Here is a 17,670-nt window from a genome sequence, read left to right as displayed (position 1 = left end):
ACATCACCAGGTAGCAATCGGGGCATCGTACCGACTAGGGAAGCTGTGCCTTGTATTCCTTTTCGTATTGGCCGGCCAGGGCCTCTTTCTGCTTGTCGTCGAGCAGCTTGCCGGCCATCTGGAAGAACTTCTGCTCTTCCTCTTCCAAGTGATGATGAACCTTCTCGGACAGCTTCTTGGCGGTCGCCAGCCAGGCCGGGCTGGACATTTGTGTCTCATCCAGCTCTTCCATCATTTCGTCCATCTCATGGTGTTCGGAGATGGCGTGGCGGCTGAGATCGACGCCATTGTCGAACGCCATCAGCGGGATGTAGAAATGGCGCTCTTCGGCGGTTTCGTGGGCCTGGAGTTCAGACTTGAGCTGCTTGTAAGCCTCGACCCGCTCCGGGGTGTCGCCGCTGGTCTTGATGAGCGCTTTGGCATAGGTGCGCTGGCGGTCGTGACTTTCACGCAGGGCTTCAAAAATATTCACGGGTGATCCTCATTGGCCGCGTTCCGGAAGGACGCTCTTCAGGCTAGACATCCGGGCGCGAGCGAGGGTTCCACTCAAGGGGCTGGAACAACCGCAGGGGGTCGCGTTAGGCTTGCGGCTGTTGCCCCTCATGGCCATAAGGATTGAGCTGATGGAACTGCGTATCGAACAGTCGCAAAACCCCACCGAAGCCGAGGAGCAGGCGATCCTGCTGCCGCTGCGCGCCTATAACGCTTCAAAGGCTGGCGTTTCGAAGCAGGAGCCCATTGCCTTGCTGATTCGCGACGAGCATGACGAGATTCTTGGCGGTCTGTATGGTCGGGTTTTTTATAAGTGGTTGTACATCGAGTTGTTATCGGTACCGGAACAGGGTCGGGGACAAGGCATAGGCTCGAAGTTGATGCGGATGGCCGAAGACGTGGCGCGGGAGAAGGAATGCATCGGGGTCTGGCTCGACACCTTCGACTTCCAGGCGCCTGAGTTCTACAAGAAGCTGGGCTACAGCGAGGTGGGGCAGATTGTCGACTACCCGCCGGGGCATAAGCGCTTCTTTTTCCAGAAGCGCCTGATCAACGACGCATAACCTGCTCGTATGATCCACACCATCCAACTGTAGGAGTGAGCCTGCTCGCGATGGCGGAGTGACATCCAACATTGATGTCGACTGACCCGCCGCTATCGCGAGCAGGCTCACTCCTACAGGGGATGGGGGTCAACGCCTCAGGTCAGAGGCAGGTCGCCAGCGCCGCCAGGCGGCGCTTGGCCACAAAGTCATCTTGCTGTGCGTAGTAACTCAACACGGTGCCTGACGCATCGGTGGTCACGTCGACAAAGGACTCCGCAGAACGCGTGTAAACGGTGGACCCACCCTTCTCTCCCGGCTGCAAATACGCGCCGGCATCGACACCGAACACCGCCTCGTCCTGCCAGGAAAACTGCACGCACTGGGCGACGACTTTTTCCGGCTTGTCCGATTTCAGGGTTTTGTAAGGGGCTTTGGTGCGGGCATCGTTCATCACCGAGCCGGCGCATCCCGCCAGCAACGTCACGGCCAGCGCCACCATCAGAATTCGCATTGTGTTCGCTCATCAAGAAAAAGCGGACTGTATCACCGTGGCACGGCGTATCGTTCTGCTTTACTTCATTTATACCGCGACATCGCGTGACGATTCGCGCACCCTGTCGCGCCATTAACGTCGCATCGCCCGTTTTTTCCGGGCTCATTTTCTGGAAAGGTCATGACACCCAACGCCGAGTATTACAAACCGACCGCCGAATACGCTGACAAGCTGATCAGCCAGATCGGTCAGACGCCGTCCTGGATCGCCAAGCGCATTGGCGTCACCGACAAACGAATCCGTTACATCCTCGACGGCGAACGCACCGTCAAAGGCGAGACCACGCCGATCCAGATGACCTACCCCGAACAGTTTGCCCTCGAGTGCCTGGCGGCTGCGGCCAAGGCCAGCAAGAAGCAATCTTCGTAAACCCGGGCCTCAAGGAGCGACCATGGCGGCAACCGAACAGCAACACGAGAAAGCGCTGAAGAAGTTTCTCGATGAGCGTCCTGAGCTGCGCAATGAGCTCGACAACCTCAACCCGCTGTTGGCCCAGGCCAAAGGCGAGACTGCGGCGCAATATCGTGACGAGCGCTTGCATGAGGCCTTCGAGGCCGAAGCCGAGCGCCTGGGTCTGTTTGCCTGGGAGCTGACATTGCAATTGACCGCCGTGACGCCTGAAGACTACGATTCTCAGCGTCTTGAAGTGCACAAGGAAGTGGCCGAGATGGCCGGTATGGACTGGCTGGAGTATTGCGAACTACATGGATTGATCAAGTGACCCTGATGGTCGCTGCCTGAGGACGACTTTCGCCGATGTTGCCATCCCTCTCGACTTCTCGCGCCAGCCCGGGCCATCTTCATATCCAGAAATGGCGCGGACGCATCGGCATGGTGCTGGTGGCCGCGCTCTCGGTGCTCGCCGGCATGACTGACGCCATCGGCTTCATGGCCAGCGGCGACTTTGTCTCCTTCATGAGCGGCAACACCACCCGCCTCGCCGTGGCCATCAGCGACGGCGATCTCGGGCTGACCCTGCGCCTGCTGATTCTCGTGACCACCTTCATTGTCGGCAACGCCTTGGGCATTGTCGTCAGCCGCCTCGGTGGCCGCCGGGCGCTGCCCTTGCTGCTGGGCATCGCAATGCTGCTCTGCGGCGCCGCGGCCTGGCCTTTTGACGAACAATTGCCGGCACTGCTGGCGACAATCATCGCCATGGGCATGCTCAACGCGGCGGTGGAGGAAGTGAACGGCTTGCCGGTCGGCCTCACTTACGTCACCGGCGCCCTGTCGCGCTTCGGGCGTGGGCTGGGGCGCTGGATGCTCGGTGAGCGGCGTAATGGCTGGCGGGTTCAGTTGATTCCCTGGACGGGGATGTTTGCAGGTGCCGTGCTCGGCGCGGTGCTGGAACACCACCTTGGGCTCAAGGCGTTGTTTGTCAGCGGGTTGCTGGCGGGCGCGATTGGATTGCTGTCGCTGAAGATTCCGCGGCGATGGCAGTTGGGGTATATGCCGCGTTGAGCGGGTTATCACGTCCCGCATTGATGTCGCCTGACAGGCCGCTATCGCGAGCAGGCTCGCTCCCACAGGGTTCTGTGGTGGATTTCAGTGTCATGCACCACCAAATACCTTGCAGGAGCGAGCCTGCTCGCGATGGCCGCGACTCGGTCTACGAGTAAACCCCCTTCGCCGCACTCGCGATAAAGCTTTATCATGACCGCAGTTTTGCTGATCGAGTCCGTCATGAAGTTCGCCATCGCGCTGTTTTCCGCCGCCCATGCGCCCTCCTCGCGCCGTGCCTTGCTGTTTGCCCAGGCAGCGCTGGCCGGCGGGCATGAGATTGTCCGGCTGTTTTTCTATCAGGACGGCGTCTACAACGCCTCCGGCAGCGTGGTCACGCCGCAGGATGAGCAGGACCTGCCCAAGCAATGGCGCGCCTTTGTCACCGAGCATCAGCTGGATGGCGTCGTGTGCATTGCCGCCGCCCTGCGCCGTGGCGTGTTGAACGCAGAGGAAGCCGGACGCTATCAGCGTGACGCCGTTGCCGTGGGCGCACCGTGGGAATTGTCCGGCCTCGGCCAGTTGCATGACGCGGTGCAAGACGCTGACCGCCTGATCTGTTTCGGAGGCGCGTGAGATGGCTAAATCCTTGTTGATTATCAGCCGCCAGGCCCCGTGGTCCGGGCCGAACGCTCGGGAAGCGCTGGACATCGTGCTGGCTGGTGGCGCGTTCGACCTGCCGATTGGCTTGCTGTTTCTCGATGACGGGGTGTTCCAGCTCGCTGCGAAACAGGACGCCAAGGCCCTGCAACAAAAAGACCTGAGCGCCAACCTGCAAGCGTTGCCGATGTTCGGTGTGGAAGACCTGTATGTCTGTGGCCACAGCGCTGCCGAACGAGGTCTGGACCTCAAAGGTCGGTCGCTTGAAGAAGCCCGGGTGCTGGCCACCCAGGAAATCACCGCACTTATTGACCGTTACGACCAGGTGATCACCCTCTGATGTCGACTTTGCATGTGTTGTCTCATTCCCCGTTCGGCGATGACCGCCTGACCAGTTGCCTGCGCGTGATCGGCACAAACGACGCGTTGCTGCTGACCGGCGACGCCGTCTATGCGTTGCAACCGGGCACCGCGCCGTTCAACGCGCTGAATGCCCGCCCGTTGAAACTGTTCGTACTGGCCGAAGACGCCCAGGCCCGTGCGTTGGCGGTTCCTGACGCGGCCAAAGCCATTGATTACCCCGCCTTCGTCGAGTTGTCGATTCACTACGACAAGGTGAACAGTTGGCTATGAATTCCCTGACAGTCGGCGCACGCGCCATCGAGTTGGACAAGGACGGTTTCCTGGTCGAACTGAGTGACTGGTCGAGCGAGGTGGCCAGCGCCCTCGCCGCCGCCGAAGACATCCAGTTGAGCCCGGAGCACTGGGAAATCCTCGAATTGCTCCGCAACTTCTACGCCGAATTCCAGCTATCCCCGGCCACCCGACCGCTGATCAAGTACACCGCGTTGAAGCTCGGCCCGGAAAAAGGCAACAGCCTGCACCTGAACCGACTGTTCAAAGGCACCCCTGCCAAACTCGCCGCGAAACTGGCGGGCCTGCCCAAACCGACGAATTGCTTATGACTGACTTTCCAGCGCTGACCCTCGAAACGCCCGCCGAACACCCATTCGCCCAGTTCGTGCGGATCCTCGGCAAAGGCAAGCGCGGTGCCCGCGACCTGACCCGGGCCGAAGCGCGTGAAGCCATGGGCATGGTGCTCGACGACAAAGTCGAGGACACCCAGCTCGGCGCGTTCCTGATGCTGTTGCGGCACAAGGAAGAAAGCGCCGAGGAAATGGCCGGTTTCACCGAGGCCCTGCGCGAACGGTTGAACCCGCCAGCCCTGGCGGTAGACCTGGACTGGCCGACGTATGCCGGCAAGAAGCGTCACCTGCCGTGGTACCTGCTGGCGGCCAAATGCCTGGCGCAAAACGGCGTGCGCATCTTCATGCACGGCGGCGGCGCCCATACGGCCGGCCGGCTCTACAGCGAACAACTGCTGGAAGGCTTGAACATCCCGTTGTGCCGCGACTGGCACCAGGTCGGCTCGGCGCTCGATAACGGCGGCCTGGCGTTTATGCCGCTGGTGGATTGGGCACCGCAGCTTCAGCGCATGATCGACCTGCGCAACACCTTGGGCCTGCGTTCGCCGATCCACTCCCTCACCCGCATTCTCAACCCGCTGGGTGCTCGCTGCGGCCTGCAAAGCATTTTCCACCCGGGTTACCAGGCGGTGCATCGCGATGCCAGCGGCTTGCTCGGCGACACCGCGATTGTGGTCAAGGGCGACGGTGGCGAAATCGAGATCAACCCGGATGCCGACAGCCACCTGTACGGCACCACCGGCGGCGAAAGCTGGGACGAGGAATGGCCGCAGTTGTCGAGTCAACGCCACGTCAAACCCGCCTCGCTCGATCCTGAACATTTGAAAGCCGTCTGGCGCGGTGACGTGGTCGACAGCTACCCGCAAATGGCCTTGATCTCGACCATGGCCCTCGCATTGCGTGGCCTCGGTCAGACCCGGGAACACGCCTTCGAAACGGCGCAGCAGTATTGGGACGCTCGGGACAGATCGATTTAACCGATCATAACCCTCGAACCTTTGCGCTATTTAATCGAACCTATATGAATAGACTCCTCTCCAACGCTTATTGATTGAGGAGTCTTGAACATGGGTTTGTTAGTTGAAGGTCGCTGGCAGGACCAGTGGTACGAAAGCAGCAAGGACGGCGCGTTCCAGCGCGAACAGGCGCAACGTCGCAACTGGCTGACCGCCGACGGCAAGCCCGGCCCGACGGGCGTCGTTGGCTTTGCAGCCGAAGCTGGCCGCTATCACCTTTATGTATCCCTCGCCTGTCCGTGGGCGCATCGCACGCTGATCCTGCGCAAACTCAAAGGCCTCGAAAACCTGATCGACGTCTCGGTGGTCAGCTGGTTGATGTTGGAAAACGGCTGGACCTTCGACCAGAACCTGGGCTCGACCGGCGACAAACTCGATCATTTCAATTTCATGCACCAGCGCTACACCGCCGATACCGCCGACTACACCGGTCGCGTCACCGTGCCGGTGCTCTGGGACAAACAGCAAAATCGCATCGTCAACAATGAATCAGCGGAGATCATCCGCATGTTCAACGGCGCCTTCGATGACCTGACCGGCAATGACCTGGATTTCTACCCAGCCCCCCTGCGCGGCGAGATCGATGCGTTGAATGAGCGGATTTATCCGGCCGTGAACAACGGCGTTTATCGCGCAGGGTTTGCCACGTCACAGCAGGCGTATGAAGAAGCGTTTGATGATGTGTTTGCCGAACTGGATCGATTGGAGCAACTGCTGGGCGCCAACCGTTACCTGGTCGGCGAGTACCTGACCGAAGCGGATATTCGGCTGTTCACCACGCTGATTCGCTTTGATGCGGTGTATCACGGCCACTTCAAGTGCAACCTGCGGCGGATTGCCGATTATCCGAATCTGTCGAACTGGCTGCGGGAGATTTACCAATGGCCGGGCGTTGCCGAGACGGTGGATTTTCAGCACATCAAAAATCATTACTACGGCAGCCACAAGACCATCAACCCGACCGGGATTGTGCCGAAAGGGCCGGCGCAGGATTTCACAGCAACCCATGATCGGGCGCGGTTGAACGGGAAAGGGGTTTGGCGCAGGGCCTGAGGTTTGTGCCGTTTTTGAGGCCCCCAATCGCCAGCAGGCTAGCTCCCACACTGGATTTGTGTCGTTCTCAAATCCCCTGTGGACGATAGCCTGCCAGCGATGGGCCGGGGTCGCGCTCGACCGACTCGGTCCGATCAGACTTGCGCCTGAGCCCCTTCAAACCAGGCCAGTTTCTCGCGCAATTGCACCACTTCCCCAACGATCACCAGCGTCGGCGCATGCACTTCATGCTCCGCCACCAGTCGAGGAAGATCAGCCAGCGTGCCGGTAAATACCCGCTGATTGACCGTGGTGCCCTGCTGAATCAGCGCCGCTGGGGTGTCCGCCCCGCGACCGTGCTTGATCAGTTGCTCGCAGATGATCGGCAAGCCCACCAGCCCCATGTAAAACACCAGGGTTTGTGCCGGCGCAACCAGGTCGGCCCACGGCAAATCGGTGGAGCCGTCCTTCAAGTGCCCGGTGACAAATCGCACCGACTGCGCGTAATCGCGATGGGTCAGCGGAATCCCGGCATATGCCGCGCAACCGCTGGCGGCGGTGATACCCGGCACGACCTGGAACGGGATGCCATGGGCCGCCAGTTCTTCGATCTCTTCACCGCCACGACCGAAGATGAACGGATCACCGCCCTTCAATCGCACGACCCGCTTGCCTTGCTTGGCCAGGTCGACCAATTGCTGATTGATCTGGTCCTGCGGCACCGCGTGATCGGCGCGACGCTTGCCGACGTAGACCCGCTCGGCATCGCGACGGCACAGATCGAGAATCGCCGGGGCGACCAGGCGGTCGTAGAGCACCACATCGGCTTGCTGCATCAGGCGCAAGGCACGGAAGGTCAGCAAGTCGGGATCACCGGGCCCCGCGCCCACCAAATACACTTCACCGGTGGCGACCGGCGCTTCGCCATTGATCTTTGCCAGCATCAGGCGTTCGGCTTCAGCACCCTGCCCGGCCAGTTGCCGGTCGGCAATCGGGCCCTGGAACACATCCTCCCAGAATGCCCGACGCTGCTGCACGTCCGGGAACAGGCGTTTGACCTGGCTGCGAAAACGCGCCGCCAGACCGGCCAGTTGACCGTAGGTGGACGGAATCCAGGTTTCCAGTTTGGCGCGGATCAGCCGCGCCAGCACCGGCGCGTCGCCGCCGCTGGACACCGCAATGATCAAGGGAGAACGGTCGACGATCGCCGGGAAGATCACGCTGCACAAAGCCGGCGCATCCACCACATTGACCGGCACGCAACGCCGATGGGAATCAGCGGAAACTTGCGCGTTCAGCGGTTCGTCGTCGGTGGCGGCGATGACCAGCCCGCAACCGTCCAGGTCCGCTTCGACGTAGCCCCGTAACAGGCACTCGCCGCCGCTGCCGACAACCAGCTCGCGCAGCTGCGGTTCGATTTGAGGTGCGACCACCCGCAGCAGCGCACCGGCTTCGGCCAGCAGGCGGGATTTGCGCAAGGCAATCTCCCCCCCACCAACGACCAACACACGACTGCCGCGAAGGTTATGGAACAGCGGCAGATAGTCCATTTAGCCGATGACCTCGAGGCCACCCATGTACGGTTTCAGCACTTCAGGCACACGGATCGAACCGTCGGCTTGCTGGTAGTTTTCCAGCACCGCCACCAGGGTACGACCGACTGCCAGACCCGAACCGTTCAGGGTGTGAACCAGTTCAGGCTTGCCGGTTTCCGGGTTGCGGAAACGCGCTTGCATACGACGGGCCTGGAAGTCGCCGCAGTTGGAGCACGACGAAATCTCGCGGTACTTGTCCTGGCTCGGGATCCACACTTCCAGGTCGTAAGTCTTGACCGCGCTGAAACCCATGTCGCCGGTGCACAGTGCAATCGTGCGATAAGGCAGTTCCAGCAGTTGCAGGACTTTCTCGGCGTTGGCCGTCAGACCTTCCAGCGCTTCCATCGAGGTCGACGGTTCAACGATCTGGACCATCTCGACCTTGTCGAACTGGTGCTGACGGATCATCCCGCGGGTATCGCGACCCGACGCACCGGCTTCGCTGCGGAAGCACGGCGTGTGGGCGACGAACTTGATCGGCAGCAGCTTCGAATCGACGATCTCGCCGGCGACGATGTTGGTCAGCGACACTTCAGCGGTCGGGATCAGGTACAGATCGGCTTCGCCTTCGCGGCTGATCTTGAACAGGTCTTCTTCGAACTTCGGCAGTTGACCGGTGCCTTGCAGCGCCGGGGCCTGGACCAGATAAGGCGTGTAAGCCTCTTCGTAACCGTGTTCGCTGGTGTGCAGGTTGATCATGAATTGCGCCAGGGCGCGATGCATACGGGCGATCGGGCCGCGCAACAGGGCGAAACGGGCGCCGGACAGCTTGGCGGCGGTTTCGAAGTCCAGCCAGCCGAACTTCTCGCCCAGGGCCACGTGGTCCTGGACCGGGAAATCGAACGCGGTCGGGGTACCCCAGCGGCGCACTTCGACGTTGCCGTCTTCGTCATCACCGATCGGCACGGATTCGTGCGGCAGGTTCGGGATGCCGAGCAGGATCGAATCCAGATCGGTCTGGATCCCGTCCAGCTCGACTTTACCGGCACTCAATTCGTTCGCCATACGCTCGACGTCGGCCATCAACGGCGCGATGTCTTCGCCGCGCTGCTTTGCCTGGCCGATGGATTTGGAGCGCGCGTTACGTTCAGCCTGCAGTGCTTCGGTGCGGGTCTGGACGGTCTTGCGCTGTTCTTCCAGCGCTTCGATGCGCGCAACATCCAGCGTGTAGCCACGGGATACCAGGCGGTCCGCTACGTCCTGAAGGTTGCTACGTAACAGTTTGGAATCGAGCATGTCGGTCTCTCGTTATCAAAGTTTGGTCAAGGACAGGCCAGCCCAGGTGGCGAGCAGCCCGCCGAATACGCTGATGGCAGCATAGCCCAGGGCCAGCGGCATTTGCCCGGTTTCGAGCAGGCGCACCGTATCCAGTGAAAAGGATGAAAAAGTCGTCAGCCCCCCGAGGAAGCCGACCATCAACCCGGCGCGCACCTCGATCGGCACCTCCGGGCGTAGCAAAAACAGACCGTATAGAACGCCGATCAGCAAACAGCCGACGATATTAACGGCCAGCGTCGCGGTATAGAAGTGCCGCGGCCAATTAGCGTTGACCCAATTACCGGTGGCAAAGCGCAACAAAGTCCCGGCGGCACCGCCAACGGAAACAGCAATGACCAATGGAATCACTTATTTTCTCCGCTGCCGGGGGCTTAGACGGTCAAGTTGTGCAAGGTGATTGAGCTTTTCGCCGATCTTCAGCTCCAGGCCACGAGGCACGGGTTGATAGAACGGTTGCGGCTCGAGTTCTTCCGGGAAATAGTCTTCGCCAGCGGCATAGGCGTCCGGCTCATCGTGGGCATAACGGTATTCATCGCCGTAACCCAATTGCTTCATCAGCTTGGTCGGTGCGTTGCGCAAATGCAGCGGCACTTCCAGTGATCCGTGTTCGGTGGCGCTGCGCATGGCGGCCTTGAACCCCATGTACACCGCGTTGCTTTTCGGCGCACAAGCCAGATAAGTGATGGCCTGGGCCACCGCCAACTCGCCTTCAGGGCTGCCGAGGCGCTCCTGCACTTCCCACGCCGCCAGGCACAGGCTCAGGGCCCGCGGGTCAGCGTTGCCGATGTCTTCGCTGGCCATGCGCACCACGCGCCGGGCCAGGTACAGCGGATCGCAACCGCCGTCGATCATCCGTGCAAACCAATACAGCGCGCCGTCGGGATTGGAGCCGCGCACCGATTTATGCAGTGCGGAAATCTGGTCGTAGAACGCTTCGCCGCCCTTGTCGAAACGCCGGCGGGTATCGCCGAGCAGACTTTGCAGCAGATCGACGCCGATCTCGCTGTTGTCTTCTGCCAGGTCCGAGGCGTTTTCCAGCAGGTTCAGCAAACGTCGGCCATCGCCATCGGCAGCCGACAGGAGCATCTGGAAGCCTTCATCGCTGAGGGTCAGCTGCCGCTTGCCCAGCCCACGCTCTTCGGTCAGCGCCCGATGTACCAGTTTGCGCAGGGCCGCTTCGTCGAGGCTTTTGAGCACGTAAACGCGTGCCCGGGAGAGCAACGCGTTGTTGAGTTCGAAGGAAGGGTTTTCCGTGGTTGCGCCGATGAAAATCAGCGTGCCGTCTTCAACGTACGGCAGGAATGCATCCTGCTGCGACTTGTTGAAGCGATGCACTTCATCGACGAACAGGATGGTGCGCTTGCCGTACTGGCCGGCCTGCTGCTTGGCGATTTCCACTGCCTGACGGATTTCCTTCACGCCCGCCAGTACCGCCGAGACCGTTTCAAAGTGCGCATCCGAGACTTCCGCGAGCAACCGCGCCAGGGTGGTTTTGCCCACGCCCGGCGGGCCCCAGAAAATCATCGAGTGCAGGGCACCCTGCTCCAGGGCTTCGCGCAAAGGCTTGCCGCGAGCCAGCAGGTGTTCCTGACCGACGTACTCGTCCAGATTGGCTGCGCGCAAGCGGGCGGCCAAGGGTTGAGCGATCGGGGCACTGCGAAACAGGTCCATCACGTGCGGTTGAAACCTCGCTTTATTACGCAGTTCTCAAGTCTGGCGAAATCCTGTGGCGAGGGCGCTTGCTCCCGCTGGACTGCGCAGCAGTCCCATTTCGGGGGGCGCTTCGCGCCCCAAGCGGGAGCAAGCTCCCTCGCCACACAAGCCAGCTCCAACAGGTTTTGCGTCTTACTCTTGAATGACGTCGGCACCCTTGGGAATGTCGAACTTGAACTTGGACGCCGGGATCGGTTCGTTGGCCTTCACGCCGGTGAACAGGATATTGGTGCGCTGACCGACGCTGTCGATCAGTTGCATGTCATTGACCAGGCCATTGCGGAACGACAGGCGCAGGCTGTCGAACAGGGTGTCCTTGGTTTTAGGTTTCAAGGTGAAGTCGATCACGCCGCCGGCTTCCTTGGCGCTGATGTCAAAGCTCTGGCTGATCTTGGACACGTCGCCGGACAGCAGCAGCGCAGGTGTCTGGGTCAGGCGCTGGTCAAGGGTCTTGATGGTGACCTGTTCCAGGTCCGGGTCCCACAGGGACACCTTCTTGCCATCGGAAACCATCAATTGCTCTTGCGGTGCGTCGGTATGCCAGTAGAACAGGCCAGGACGCTGCAGGGACATTTGCCCGGCCGTTTCCTGCAACTGGGTGCCGCTGCCATCCAGCGTCAGCTGAGAGAAGCGCGCTGTCAGGGTCTGGGATTTTTCCAGCAATTGGGTCAGACGCGCCACGTCCTTGTCATCGGCGTGGGCCGAAAGCGTGGTCAAAGCCAGTACCGGCAGCAACAGCATGCGGATAAGACGCATGGGAGTCCTCATAACATTCGTGGGAGTTCGGGTGGCGCATCACTGCGCCATCCTTTCAAAATCAAATCAGTCGCGTACCGGGCCAGGCGCCAGGACTTCACGCGAACCGTTGGTGTTCATGGACGTCACGACCCCGGCCATTTCCATGGCTTCGATCATGCGTGCGGCGCGGTTGTAGCCGATTTTCAGCTTGCGCTGAACCGCAGAGATGGACGCACGACGGCTTTCCAGGACGAACTGCACCGCTTCGTCGTAAAGCGCATCGGATTCACTGTCTTCGTCGCCACCGCCACTGCCACCGTCGAAACCGCTACCGGCCTCCTCAACACCGGCCAGGATCTCGTCGTTGTATTCCGGTGCACCGCGCAGTTTCCAGGCTTCAACCACCCGGTGAACCTCGTCATCGGACACGAACGCGCCATGGACACGGATCGGCAGGCTGGTGCCCGGCGGCATGTAGAGCATGTCACCGTGGCCCAGCAGTTGCTCGGCACCGCCCTGGTCGATGATCGTCCGGGAGTCGATCTTGCTCGACACCTGGAACGCCATGCGCGTCGGGATGTTGGCCTTGATCAGACCGGTGATCACGTCAACCGACGGACGCTGGGTCGCGAGGATCAAGTGGATACCGGCCGCCCGGGCCTTCTGGGCGATACGGGCGATCAGTTCTTCAACCTTCTTGCCGACGATCATCATCATGTCGGCGAATTCGTCGACGACTACGACGATGGTCGGCAGTTTGGTCAACAGCGGCGCTTCGTCGTGAATGCTTTCGCGTTTGTACAACGGATCGGTCAGCGGCGTGCCCGCGTCCTGGGCTTCCTTGACCTTGGCGTTGAAGCCCGACAAGTTTCGTACGCCCATCTTCGCCATCAGTTTGTAGCGACGCTCCATCTCCGCCACGCTCCAGCGCAAGGCGTTGGCCGCGTCCTTCATGTCGGTCACGACCGGGCACAGCAGGTGCGGAATGCCTTCGTAGATCGACAGCTCGAGCATTTTCGGGTCGATCATGATCAGCTTGGCGTCTTCCGGGCCGGACTTGAACAGGATCGACAGGATCATCGCGTTCACACCCACCGACTTACCGGAACCGGTCGTACCGGCCACCAACAAGTGCGGCATTTTCGCCAGGTCAGTGATGACCGGCTTGCCGCCGATGTCGTGGCCCAGGGCCAGGGTGACCGGCGACTTGAAGTTGTCGTACTCAGGGGTCGACAGCACTTCGGAGAAACGCACGATTTGGCGGTCCTCGTTGGGAATCTCGATACCGACGGTGGTCTTGCCCGGAATCACTTCCACCACACGAACGCTGGTCACGGCCAGGGATCGCGCCAAGTCTTTCGCCAGGTTGGAGATGCGGCTGACTTTGACGCCGGCGGCCGGCTGGATTTCGTAACGGGTAATGACCGGGCCCGGGTGGATCGAATCCACCGAGACTTCGACGCCGAATTCCTTGAGCTTGATTTCCAGCAAGTGGCCGACGGCGGCCAGCGATTCTGGAGAGTAATTGAGTTGTTTCTTTTCGGCCGGGTCGAGAATCGAGATCGGCGGCAAGGTGCCTTCGACGGCGCTGTCAACGAACAACGGCGCCTGCTTCTCTTTCTCGACGCGCTTGCTCGGCGCTGCCGGCTTGGGCGGCGCAGGTGCGATGACAGGCGGCACCTGCTTCTCGCGGTCCGACATGTGCTTGCTCAGGGCCTGCTCACGCTCGATGAGGCGTTCCTTGACCTTGGCTTGCTCGCGTTTGTCCGTGACCGTCGGGGCGACCACGTCATGTACGCGATCGTCGACTTCACGCAGCTGCGCCACCAGTTGTTTGCGCTCGACACGGGCGCTCCACCAGCGATTGGCCGCGCCCTGGAACAGTTCGAAAAGGTCGAGGGTGATCTTGCCGGTAACGTCCATCACCTTGAACCACGACAGGTCAGTGAACACCGTCAGGCCGAACAGGAACAGCGCGATGAACAAGAGCGTGCTGCCCTGGATGTTCAGCGCGTTCCTGGCCAGGTCGCCAAGACTTTCGCCCAGCGCGCCGCCCGCACCGGCCGGCAGACCGGTCGCCGCATGGAAATGGATATGCGCGAGTGCCGCGCCCGACAGCACCAGAAACACCAGGCCGATCAGGCGCCAGGAGAACAGCCAGCCGCTCCACTGCCACTGTTCGTGGCGCTGACGGAAGATCTGATAGGCCTTGATCGCCAGCAACAACGGGAAGATGTAGGCGAAGTAACCCAGCACCATGAACAGGATATCGGCGCTGTAGGAGCCGACCGGCCCGCCGAAGTTCTGTACGTCGTCGATCTTGCTGTTATGGCTCCAGCCCGGATCGTCCTTGCCATAGGTCAACAAGGCCATCATCAGGAACAGGCACAGGCCACCGATGGCGATCAATGCACCTTCCTTGAGCCGGTAGTGCAAGTGCTGGCGCCAGAGTGGAACGACGACTGTTTTGGGTGCTGCGGTGGATTTCTTCAAAACGCTTCTTTTCCTGCGCCCATGGCGCGTCCATCTGTTGAATGACTATAAAAAACTGCCCAATCCAGGCAGGTAAAAAAGTTAACACGCGCAACTGGGACTACTTTTAACATTGCACCCCGGTTTTTATAAACACGGTACGCACAGCTTATTTTGTTTCAATCACTGTTACAGACGGCATTGTACGGGTTTGTTCGCCCGATGCCATGCTTGAAGCCCTTCGGTGTAGCATAGCCAAAAGCACGTTACGCGCGTTTCAATTTGAGCATGCATTCTCTTTTGTGACAAAGGCTTATGAGGTGTTTTTATGAGCGAACCGAAGCATTCCCGCCTGATCATTCTGGGTTCCGGCCCTGCCGGATACAGCGCAGCCGTTTATGCCGCCCGCGCCAACCTCAAACCCGTTGTCATTACCGGCATACAGGCAGGTGGCCAGCTGACCACGACCGTCGAAGTCGATAACTGGCCCGGCGACGTTGAAGGCCTCACCGGCCCGGTGCTGATGGAACGCATGCAAAAACACGCCGAGCGCTTTGCCACCGAGATCGTTTACGACCACATCCACACCGCCAAGTTGCAACAACGCCCGTTCGAGCTCATCGGCGACAGCGGCACATACACCTGCGACGCGCTGATTATCGCGACCGGCGCCTCGGCGCAATATCTGGGGCTGCCTTCGGAAGAGGCCTTTGCCGGCCGAGGGGTTTCGGCCTGCGCCACGTGCGACGGATTTTTTTATCGCAACCAAGTGGTCGCGGTGGTCGGCGGCGGCAACACTGCGGTTGAAGAAGCACTGTACTTGTCGAACATCGCCAAGGAAGTCCACTTGATTCACCGGCGCGACAAGTTGCGCTCGGAGAAGATTCTCCAGGACAAACTCTTCGAAAAAGCCGCCAACGGCAATATCCGCCTGCACTGGAACCAGAATCTCGATGAAGTGCTGGGTGATGCCAGTGGCGTGACCGGCGCCCGCCTGCGCGACAGCCACACAGGCGAAACCCGTGAATTGCCACTGGCCGGCGTGTTCATCGCCATCGGCCACAAGCCCAACACTGACCTGTTCGAGGGCCAGTTGAAAATGCGCGACGGCTATCTGCTGGTCAAGGGCGGCAGCGATGGCGATGCCACAGCTACCCAGATCCCGGGCGTGTTCGCCGCCGGCGACGTGGCCGATCACGTCTACCGCCAGGCCGTAACCTCCGCCGGGGCCGGCTGCATGGCCGCGCTGGACGCCGAGAAATACCTCGACGACATTCCCACCGTTTGACGGCACACTTCACGGCGGGCCGCCAGCCCGTCACCGCCCTCCCCTTCTGCAAGCCCGGATGCCATGCTGACTTGGTTACAACGCAACACCCTGACGTTCCCGCCGTTGGAAAAAGCCATGCGCGACCCCAACGGGTTGCTGGCCGCGGGCGGAGATCTGTCCGCCGATCGTCTGATTCAGGCTTATCGCCACGGCTGCTTTCCATGGTTCTCGGAAGGCCAGCCGATCCTTTGGTGGTCGCCGGATCCGCGCACCGTCTTATTTCCCGACGAACTGCATGTCTCGCGCAGCCTGAATAAATTGCTGCGCCAGCAACGCTATCAAGTGACCTTCGATCAGGACTTTGCCTCGGTGATCAGCGCCTGCGCCGCGCCTCGGGACTACGCCGACGGCACCTGGATCACTGACGCGATGCAGACGGCTTACCTCGAGCTGCATCGACGTGGCTACGCGCATTCCGTGGAGGTTTGGGATGATGGCGTGCTGATCGGCGGGCTCTATGGCCTGGCGATGGGTCAGCTGTTTTTCGGCGAATCCATGTTCAGCCGCGCCGACAACGCCTCGAAATATGGCTTTGCCACGCTGGTGCGACATCTGAAAGACTCAGGCTTTGTGCTGATCGACTGCCAGATGCCGACCGACCATCTGCACAGCCTCGGCGCCCGAGCGATTCCTCGGCGCGATTTCGCCAACTTCCTCGCACAACATCTGGATCAACCCAGCCGTGCAACCTGGGTTTGCTGAGCGACTTTTGCCCGTGTGGCTTACACTTAATCCAAAGCTTATTCCCGAGGGTTGATCATGACCGAGTTGGCGCGTTTGAAGTTTTATGCCACTCAGCCCCACTCTTGCAGCTATCTGCCTGAGGAGCAGGCCACGACCCTGTTTCTCGACCCTAGCCAGCCCATGGATGTGCATGTCTACGCAGACCTGTCTGAAATGGGTTTTCGTCGCAGCGGCGATCATCTCTACCGGCCTCATTGCCAGAATTGCAATGCCTGCGTCCCGGCGCGCATCCCTGTGGCGCAATTTTCGCCCAACCGTCAGCAGAAGCGCATTTTCAAACGTAACGCCGACCTGCAAGTGCGCCCGGCCCGGCCGAAATTCAGCGAAGAGTATTTCGATCTCTATCAGCGCTACATCGAACAACGTCACGCCGATGGCGACATGTACCCACCGAGTCGCGACCAGTTTTCGACGTTCCTTGTGCGCGACCTGCCATTCTCGCGATTCTACGAATTTCGTCTCGAAGGCCGGCTCCTGGCAGTGGCCGTTACCGATTTGCTGCCGAACGGTCTGTCGGCGGTCTACACCTTCTACGAGCCCGATGAAGAACGTCGCAGCCTGGGTCGCTACGCGATCCTCTGGCAAATCGGCGAGGCCCGGCGCCTTGGACTGGAAGCGGTCTACCTCGGCTACTGGATCAAAAACTGCAAAAAGATGAGCTACAAGACGCAATATCGACCTATCGAACTGCTGATTAATCAGCGCTGGGTCATCCTGAACTAGAACCCCTTGGCTTAAACCCCATTTTTCGGGCACAATGCACGCCGCTTTTGCCTGGCGCAGTTGCACCGGGCCATTCATTGGACACCGAGGGCTTTACTGCATGTCGAAAGAAGACAGCTTCGAAATGGAAGGCACTGTCGTCGACACCCTGCCCAACACCATGTTTCGTGTGGAGTTGGAAAATGGGCACGTCGTAACCGCGCATATCTCCGGCAAGATGCGCAAGAACTACATTCGTATTCTTACCGGTGACAAAGTGCGCGTCGAGCTGACGCCCTATGACTTGAGCAAAGGGCGTATCACTTACCGCGCTCGCTAATCAAGTCAATACAAAACGCCCGGTTTATGCCGGG

The 17,670-nt window shown here is 60.4% G+C and carries 22 protein-coding genes; 14 read left to right on the top strand and 8 right to left on the bottom strand.

The annotated features are described in order from the left end of the window. Nucleotides 1-34 precede the first annotated feature (34 nt). A complete protein-coding gene (locus FBY01_RS22710; protein WP_145309619.1) occupies nt 35-472 on the bottom strand; it encodes a hemerythrin domain-containing protein in 438 nt (145 codons plus the stop codon). Between the two features lie 151 nt (nt 473-623). Here FBY01_RS22710 and FBY01_RS22705 point away from each other — a divergent pair, with 151 nt between their 5' ends. Beyond that, entirely contained in the window at nt 624-1,055 is a 432-nt protein-coding gene (locus FBY01_RS22705; RefSeq protein ID WP_077748754.1) for an N-acetyltransferase, read from the top strand. 142 nt (nt 1,056-1,197) lie between these two features. On the opposite strand, the gene FBY01_RS22695 is transcribed toward FBY01_RS22705, so the two are convergent. Next, the gene (locus tag FBY01_RS22695; RefSeq protein ID WP_010458939.1) at nt 1,198-1,548 is read right to left on the bottom strand and encodes a hypothetical protein; all 351 of its coding nucleotides are present in this window, start codon (nt 1,546-1,548) and stop codon (nt 1,198-1,200) included. A gap of 162 nt (nt 1,549-1,710) precedes the next feature. Here FBY01_RS22695 and FBY01_RS22685 point away from each other — a divergent pair, with 162 nt between their 5' ends. The 9 genes from FBY01_RS22685 (at nt 1,711) to FBY01_RS22640 (ending at nt 6,745) form a co-directional block, all read left to right on the top strand. After that, the gene (locus FBY01_RS22685) at nt 1,711-1,959 is read left to right on the top strand and encodes a hypothetical protein (RefSeq protein ID WP_008154823.1); all 249 of its coding nucleotides are present in this window, start codon (nt 1,711-1,713) and stop codon (nt 1,957-1,959) included. Nucleotides 1,960-1,981: 22 nt separating this feature from the next. Continuing rightward, nucleotides 1,982-2,311 carry a DUF6388 family protein gene (locus tag FBY01_RS22680; protein WP_077748751.1) on the top strand — a complete coding sequence of 110 codons (330 nt, stop codon included), beginning with the start codon at nt 1,982-1,984 and terminating at the stop codon, nt 2,309-2,311. Nucleotides 2,312-2,346: 35 nt separating this feature from the next. Next, nucleotides 2,347-3,051, top strand: coding sequence for a YoaK family protein (locus FBY01_RS22675; protein WP_042932182.1), 705 nt, complete (start codon nt 2,347-2,349; stop codon nt 3,049-3,051). Nucleotides 3,052-3,273: 222 nt separating this feature from the next. Further along, on the top strand, nt 3,274-3,666 hold the full coding sequence (gene tusD / locus FBY01_RS22665; protein WP_010458929.1) for a sulfurtransferase complex subunit TusD: 393 nt from the start codon (nt 3,274-3,276) through the stop codon (nt 3,664-3,666). 1 nt (nt 3,667) lies between these two features. After that, nucleotides 3,668-4,030 carry a sulfurtransferase complex subunit TusC gene (tusC, locus tag FBY01_RS22660; RefSeq protein ID WP_145309617.1) on the top strand — a complete coding sequence of 121 codons (363 nt, stop codon included), beginning with the start codon at nt 3,668-3,670 and terminating at the stop codon, nt 4,028-4,030. Continuing rightward, nucleotides 4,030-4,323 carry a sulfurtransferase complex subunit TusB gene (gene tusB / locus FBY01_RS22655; RefSeq protein WP_077748748.1) on the top strand — a complete coding sequence of 98 codons (294 nt, stop codon included), beginning with the start codon at nt 4,030-4,032 and terminating at the stop codon, nt 4,321-4,323. Before tusC ends, tusB begins: the two co-directional genes overlap by 1 nt. Beyond that, nucleotides 4,320-4,655, top strand: a complete 336-nt coding sequence (locus FBY01_RS22650; RefSeq protein ID WP_010458921.1) for a TusE/DsrC/DsvC family sulfur relay protein — start codon at nt 4,320-4,322, stop codon at nt 4,653-4,655. Before tusB ends, FBY01_RS22650 begins: the two co-directional genes overlap by 4 nt. Beyond that, nucleotides 4,652-5,653 (top strand): glycosyl transferase family protein, encoded by a 1,002-nt coding sequence (locus FBY01_RS22645; protein ID WP_145309614.1) that lies wholly within the window; start codon nt 4,652-4,654, stop codon nt 5,651-5,653. Before FBY01_RS22650 ends, FBY01_RS22645 begins: the two co-directional genes overlap by 4 nt. A 90-nt stretch (nt 5,654-5,743) precedes the next feature. Further along, the gene (locus FBY01_RS22640) at nt 5,744-6,745 is read left to right on the top strand and encodes a glutathione S-transferase family protein (protein WP_145309612.1); all 1,002 of its coding nucleotides are present in this window, start codon (nt 5,744-5,746) and stop codon (nt 6,743-6,745) included. A gap of 134 nt (nt 6,746-6,879) precedes the next feature. Here the strand turns inward: FBY01_RS22640 and cysG are convergent, their stop codons facing one another. From cysG to FBY01_RS22610, 6 genes are all read right to left on the bottom strand, one after another. Then, complete coding sequence (gene cysG / locus FBY01_RS22635) at nt 6,880-8,274, bottom strand: siroheme synthase CysG (RefSeq protein ID WP_145309611.1); 1,395 nt, start codon at nt 8,272-8,274, stop codon at nt 6,880-6,882. Further along, entirely contained in the window at nt 8,275-9,555 is a 1,281-nt protein-coding gene (gene serS, locus FBY01_RS22630) for a serine--tRNA ligase (protein WP_145309609.1), read from the bottom strand. 15 nt (nt 9,556-9,570) lie between these two features. After that, nucleotides 9,571-9,945, bottom strand: a complete 375-nt coding sequence (gene crcB, locus FBY01_RS22625) for a fluoride efflux transporter CrcB (RefSeq protein WP_145309607.1) — start codon at nt 9,943-9,945, stop codon at nt 9,571-9,573. Continuing rightward, nucleotides 9,946-11,268 carry a replication-associated recombination protein A gene (locus FBY01_RS22620; protein ID WP_027925133.1) on the bottom strand — a complete coding sequence of 441 codons (1,323 nt, stop codon included), beginning with the start codon at nt 11,266-11,268 and terminating at the stop codon, nt 9,946-9,948. Nucleotides 11,269-11,442: 174 nt separating this feature from the next. Then, a complete protein-coding gene (gene lolA, locus FBY01_RS22615) occupies nt 11,443-12,066 on the bottom strand; it encodes an outer membrane lipoprotein chaperone LolA (RefSeq protein ID WP_007904916.1) in 624 nt (207 codons plus the stop codon). 66 nt (nt 12,067-12,132) lie between these two features. Further along, a complete protein-coding gene (locus tag FBY01_RS22610; RefSeq protein WP_010458906.1) occupies nt 12,133-14,541 on the bottom strand; it encodes a DNA translocase FtsK in 2,409 nt (802 codons plus the stop codon). Nucleotides 14,542-14,848: 307 nt separating this feature from the next. On the opposite strand from FBY01_RS22610, the gene trxB reads away from it, so the two are divergent. From trxB to infA, 4 genes are all read left to right on the top strand, one after another. Then, entirely contained in the window at nt 14,849-15,808 is a 960-nt protein-coding gene (gene trxB, locus FBY01_RS22605) for a thioredoxin-disulfide reductase (protein ID WP_010458904.1), read from the top strand. 63 nt (nt 15,809-15,871) lie between these two features. Next, complete coding sequence (gene aat / locus FBY01_RS22600; protein ID WP_145309605.1) at nt 15,872-16,552, top strand: leucyl/phenylalanyl-tRNA--protein transferase; 681 nt, start codon at nt 15,872-15,874, stop codon at nt 16,550-16,552. 57 nt (nt 16,553-16,609) lie between these two features. Beyond that, nucleotides 16,610-17,317 (top strand): arginyltransferase, encoded by a 708-nt coding sequence (locus FBY01_RS22595; protein WP_010458901.1) that lies wholly within the window; start codon nt 16,610-16,612, stop codon nt 17,315-17,317. Nucleotides 17,318-17,417: 100 nt separating this feature from the next. Beyond that, nucleotides 17,418-17,636 carry a translation initiation factor IF-1 gene (gene infA / locus FBY01_RS22590; protein ID WP_002553999.1) on the top strand — a complete coding sequence of 73 codons (219 nt, stop codon included), beginning with the start codon at nt 17,418-17,420 and terminating at the stop codon, nt 17,634-17,636. Nucleotides 17,637-17,670 lie beyond the last annotated feature (34 nt).

The sequence above is a fragment of the Pseudomonas sp. SJZ077 genome (assembly GCF_007993905.1).
Classification (GTDB): Bacteria; Pseudomonadota; Gammaproteobacteria; order Pseudomonadales; family Pseudomonadaceae; genus Aquipseudomonas; species Aquipseudomonas mandelii.
Note: the sequence above shows the minus strand (reverse complement) of the source record. Positions and strands in the feature narration are given on the sequence as shown.

Coding starts and splice junctions, on each gene's coding strand:
- FBY01_RS22650 (WP_010458921.1), top strand. CDS start 4,320: ATGAATTCCCTGACAGTCGGCGCACGCGCCATCGAGTTGGACAAGGAC.
- lolA (WP_007904916.1), bottom strand. CDS start 12,066: ATGCGTCTTATCCGCATGCTGTTGCTGCCGGTACTGGCTTTGACCACG.
- FBY01_RS22685 (WP_008154823.1), top strand. CDS start 1,711: ATGACACCCAACGCCGAGTATTACAAACCGACCGCCGAATACGCTGAC.
- FBY01_RS22705 (WP_077748754.1), top strand. CDS start 624: ATGGAACTGCGTATCGAACAGTCGCAAAACCCCACCGAAGCCGAGGAG.
- cysG (WP_145309611.1), bottom strand. CDS start 8,274: ATGGACTATCTGCCGCTGTTCCATAACCTTCGCGGCAGTCGTGTGTTG.
- infA (WP_002553999.1), top strand. CDS start 17,418: ATGTCGAAAGAAGACAGCTTCGAAATGGAAGGCACTGTCGTCGACACC.
- serS (WP_145309609.1), bottom strand. CDS start 9,555: ATGCTCGATTCCAAACTGTTACGTAGCAACCTTCAGGACGTAGCGGAC.
- FBY01_RS22675 (WP_042932182.1), top strand. CDS start 2,347: ATGTTGCCATCCCTCTCGACTTCTCGCGCCAGCCCGGGCCATCTTCAT.
- tusC (WP_145309617.1), top strand. CDS start 3,668: ATGGCTAAATCCTTGTTGATTATCAGCCGCCAGGCCCCGTGGTCCGGG.
- FBY01_RS22680 (WP_077748751.1), top strand. CDS start 1,982: ATGGCGGCAACCGAACAGCAACACGAGAAAGCGCTGAAGAAGTTTCTC.
- FBY01_RS22640 (WP_145309612.1), top strand. CDS start 5,744: ATGGGTTTGTTAGTTGAAGGTCGCTGGCAGGACCAGTGGTACGAAAGC.
- FBY01_RS22645 (WP_145309614.1), top strand. CDS start 4,652: ATGACTGACTTTCCAGCGCTGACCCTCGAAACGCCCGCCGAACACCCA.
- tusD (WP_010458929.1), top strand. CDS start 3,274: ATGAAGTTCGCCATCGCGCTGTTTTCCGCCGCCCATGCGCCCTCCTCG.
- FBY01_RS22620 (WP_027925133.1), bottom strand. CDS start 11,268: ATGGACCTGTTTCGCAGTGCCCCGATCGCTCAACCCTTGGCCGCCCGC.
- tusB (WP_077748748.1), top strand. CDS start 4,030: ATGTCGACTTTGCATGTGTTGTCTCATTCCCCGTTCGGCGATGACCGC.
- FBY01_RS22595 (WP_010458901.1), top strand. CDS start 16,610: ATGACCGAGTTGGCGCGTTTGAAGTTTTATGCCACTCAGCCCCACTCT.
- trxB (WP_010458904.1), top strand. CDS start 14,849: ATGAGCGAACCGAAGCATTCCCGCCTGATCATTCTGGGTTCCGGCCCT.
- aat (WP_145309605.1), top strand. CDS start 15,872: ATGCTGACTTGGTTACAACGCAACACCCTGACGTTCCCGCCGTTGGAA.
- FBY01_RS22695 (WP_010458939.1), bottom strand. CDS start 1,548: ATGCGAATTCTGATGGTGGCGCTGGCCGTGACGTTGCTGGCGGGATGC.